The organism is Limnohabitans sp. (assembly GCF_044361985.1).
Lineage (GTDB): Bacteria > Pseudomonadota > Gammaproteobacteria > Burkholderiales > Burkholderiaceae_C > Limnohabitans_A.
In genome coordinates this window covers 1-3,850 of the sequence record NZ_JBIKHV010000151.1, presented here as the reverse complement: position 1 = coordinate 3,850, position 3,850 = coordinate 1, and the positions used below count along the sequence as shown (strand labels likewise).

Sequence of the window (3,850 nt, the reverse complement as noted above, 5' to 3'; positions counted from 1 at the left end):
AGGCCCAGCAGTTGCGACGCAATCGACAGGCCGATGCTGGTGGCCTGGCTTTTGGCCAGCCGTTCGCGGGCGTGTTCGCGCAGGGCGTGTGCCATCTCGTGGCCCATGATCATGGCCGCCTCGTCATCGGACAGCTTCAATTTGTCCAGGATGCCGGTGTAAAAAGCAATCTTGCCCCCAGGCATGCACCAGGCGTTGATTTGCTGGCTGCCGATCAGATTGACTTGCCACTTCCAGTCGCGTGAGCGGGGGTTCCATTGGGCCGTATGTGGAATGAGTTTTTGCGCGATCGTTTGCAGGCGTTGCAGTTGCGGGTGGCCATCGGGGGCCAGCGCGCCCTTGGACCGAGCCTCTGCCAGAACCTGCGAATACTGTTGTCTGGCCGAGGTTTCCAGCGTTTCGGCCGGCACCAGTTTGCGCAAGCCAGACGAAGAACCCACGTCCACCTGGGCCAAGGCCGAACCAGCCGCTGTGGCACCCGCGGCCAGCATGAAAGCCCGCCGGGCTTGCCATCGGGGGGCCCCTGATGCCTTTGCGTCGTCAGGCTGGGTTTTGAAGTTGCAGATAAAGCACATAGTTCGCAAATGATAACGATTTGCCCAAGTTCAAGATGGCCCGACCCATGCACAGGCGTCAGATAATCGCTGCATGGCCGATACCGCACCCCCCACCACCCCCACAGCGACCCTTCCCGCAGCCACCCCCTCGCCGAGCACGGTGCGCACCTGGCGAGAGGCGCTGAGGCTGTATGTGCAACCCGCCAGCTTGCGCATGCTCGCGCTGGGTTTTTCGGCGGGTCTGCCCCTGCTGCTGGTGCTGGGCACGCTCAGCTTCAGGCTGCGCGAGGCGGGCATCGACCGCAGCACCATTGGTTACCTGAGTTGGGTGGGCTTGGCCTATGGCGTCAAGTGGATGTGGGCGCCGCTGGTGGACCGCATGCCCTTGCCTTGGCTGACACGGCAACTGGGGCGGCGGCGCAGCTGGTTGCTGCTGTCGCAAATGGTCATCGCGGTCGGTCTGGTGGGCATGGCCCTGAACGACCCTTCGCAGCTGCTGGGCCCCTTGGTGGCCTGTGCTTTGGCGGTGGCGGTGGCCTCTGCCACGCAAGACATTGCGCTCGATGCCTACCGCATCGAGTCGGCCGAGGTGAACGCCCAGGCCGTTCTGGCGGCCAGCTACCAGACCGGGTATCGCCTGGCCATGATCTGGGCGGGTGCTGGCGTGCTGTGGATCGCTGCGTGGGCCCAGGGCGATCAGGCCTCGGGCTATGCACAGACGGCCTGGCAGACGGCTTATCTGGTCATGGCGGCCAGCATGCTGCCGGGCATGCTCATGGTGCTGGGCTCGCCTGAGCCAGTGACCGTGCCATTGAAGCCAGCGCGCAACCTGACCGAATGGCTGCAAGGCGCTCTGGTGGACCCGTTTGCCGACTTTTGGCAACGTTACCGCTGGCAAGCGCTTTGGCTGCTGGCCCTGATTGCGGTGTACCGCATCAGCGATGTGGTCATGGGCATCATGGCCAACCCGTTTTATGTCGACATGGGTTTCACCAAAACCGAAGTGGCCGGCGTGACCAAGGTCTATGGCGTGGTCATGACGCTGGTGGGGGCCTTCGTGGGGGGTGTGCTGTCGGCACGGTGGGGCGTCATGCGCATCCTCATGCTGGGCGCGGTGCTCAGCGCAGGCACCAACTTGCTGTTTGTGTGGCTCAGCGGGGTGGGGCACAACGTGAGCGCCCTGATCTGGGTCATCTCGGCCGACAACCTGGCCAGCGGCATCGCCTCGGCCGCCTTCATTGCCTATTTGTCATCGCTCACCAACATCAGCTATTCGGCCACCCAATACGCGCTGCTCAGTTCCATGATGCTGCTGCTGCCCAAGTTCGTGGCGGGTTTTTCGGGTGAGTTTGTCGATGCCTACGGCTACGCCAGCTTCTTCACGGCCACCGCCTGGATGGGTTTGCCGGTGCTGCTGCTGGTGGCATGGGCGGCCAGAGTGCATGCCCGGCAAACCGGGGCCGATGCGTCGGCGGGCTAGGGCACTGCGGCATTTGCTTGAGACGCCCGATCAGCGAACTGGGACCGGTTTTTGGGCGACCCCACATTCTGATTCTTTTGGTTTTTATATTTATAAAGTTGATGTTTGTAAGTTGGGTTTGTTGGATACCCCTTAAAATCAAAAGTCTTTTTGATGCAAGCCAGCCTTCAAAAAGATTGACTTTGTAGTTTTAATTACAAAGCAAGCAAGCAACGCCAAAGCCTGTGGCGCCCCCGTATAAAAAGACGAAGGGGCTGCGGTAGCCTGCAAAAACAAATAAAATAAGCTCTTTACGTCTTGCCAGTTGGGTGAAAGTCCATTTGTTGCATGAAGGTTTACTGGCCAAGCGAGCCATCAGCTAAACATCCAAAACACATAAATTGTGTGAATAACTTTGTGTTTAGCGAAACCTTTAATGCAATTAACAACTGCCATAACCGTGTCATCAGTTCACATTAAAGCCCCTAGCCTACTGAGTGCTGCTTATTGCGAATGGGTAAGTCGTCAACATGTAAAGGCAAAAGCATGACAAAAAGAAAAGGCATCATCCTTGCAGGCGGCTCTGGCACCCGTCTGTACCCTGTCACGCAAGCGGTCAGCAAACAGCTCATGCCGGTGTACGACAAGCCCATGGTCTATTACCCGCTGACCACGCTCATGCTGGCGGGCATCAAAGACGTGCTGCTCATCAGCACCCCGCAAGACACCCCGCGCTTTACTGAACTTTTGGGCGATGGCAGCCAATGGGGCATGAACATTCAATATGCTGTGCAACCCAGCCCTGATGGTTTGGCGCAAGCCTTCATCATCGGCAAAGACTTTGTGGGCAAAGACCCCAGCGCACTGGTCTTGGGTGACAACATCTTTTATGGCCATGACCTGGTCAAATTGCTGGACAACGCCGACCAACGCAGCACAGGGGCCAGCGTGTTTGCCTACCATGTGCACGACCCTGAACGTTATGGCGTGGTCGACTTTGATGCCCAGCAACGCGCGCTCAGCATCGAAGAAAAACCCAAAGATCCCAAGAGCAACTTCGCCGTCACAGGCCTGTACTTCTATGACAGCCAAGTCTGCGACATCGCCGCAGACATCCAGCCCTCGCACCGTGGCGAGCTGGAAATCACAGATGTGAACAAACGCTACCTTGAACTGAACCAGCTCAAGGTCGAAATCATGGGCCGTGGTTACGCTTGGCTAGATACCGGCACCCACGACAGCCTGCTCGAAGCAGCCGGGTTCATCGCCACCTTGCAAAAACGCCAAGGCCTCATGGTCGCCTGCCCCGAAGAAATCGCCTTCCACCAAAAGTGGATCACCGCTGAAACGCTGCAAAAGCTGGCCCAGCCGCTGGCCAAAAATGGCTATGGCCAATATTTGCTGAACTTGCTGAAGTAATGCCCTACGCCGTCACCCCGACCCATATCCCTGATGTGCTGATCCTCGAGCCCAAGGTATTTGGCGATGCGCGGGGCTTCTTTTTTGAAAGCTTCAACCAGCAAGACTTCAACCAGGTCACCGGCTTGAATGTGCACTTTGTGCAAGACAACCACAGCCGCAGCGCCCAAGGCGTGTTACGTGGCCTGCACTACCAGTTGCAGCAGCCCCAAGGCAAACTGGTGCGCGTGGTGCGCGGTGCGGTGTTTGATGTGGCGGTCGACATCCGCAAAAGCTCCCCCACTTTTGGCCAATGGGCAGGGGTGGAGCTGAGCGAAGACAACCACAAACAATTTTGGGTGCCACCGGGCTTTGCTCACGGCTTTGTCGTCCTGTCAGACACCGCAGACTTCTTGTACAAAACCACCGACTACTA

General features: G+C 58.3%; 4 protein-coding genes. 3 read left to right on the top strand and 1 reads right to left on the bottom strand.

Annotation, left to right across the window (positions count from 1 at the left end; translation table 11 throughout):
- Positions 1-575, bottom strand: a 575-nt coding sequence (locus tag ACIQ3A_RS14210) for a M48 family metallopeptidase (RefSeq protein WP_396432379.1), incomplete at its 3' end; no start/stop codon positions are given.
- Between the two features lie 73 nt (positions 576-648).
- On the opposite strand from ACIQ3A_RS14210, the gene ACIQ3A_RS14205 reads away from it, so the two are divergent.
- From ACIQ3A_RS14205 to rfbC, 3 genes are all read left to right on the top strand, one after another.
- Complete coding sequence (locus tag ACIQ3A_RS14205; protein ID WP_396432378.1) at positions 649-2,037, top strand: AmpG family muropeptide MFS transporter; 1,389 nt, start codon at positions 649-651, stop codon at positions 2,035-2,037.
- A gap of 525 nt (positions 2,038-2,562) precedes the next feature.
- Entirely contained in the window at positions 2,563-3,435 is an 873-nt protein-coding gene (gene rfbA / locus ACIQ3A_RS14200) for a glucose-1-phosphate thymidylyltransferase RfbA (RefSeq protein WP_396432376.1), read from the top strand.
- Positions 3,435-3,850, top strand: a 416-nt coding sequence (gene rfbC / locus ACIQ3A_RS14195) for a dTDP-4-dehydrorhamnose 3,5-epimerase (RefSeq protein ID WP_396432374.1), incomplete at its 3' end; no start/stop codon positions are given. The genes rfbA and rfbC, both read left to right, overlap by 1 nt.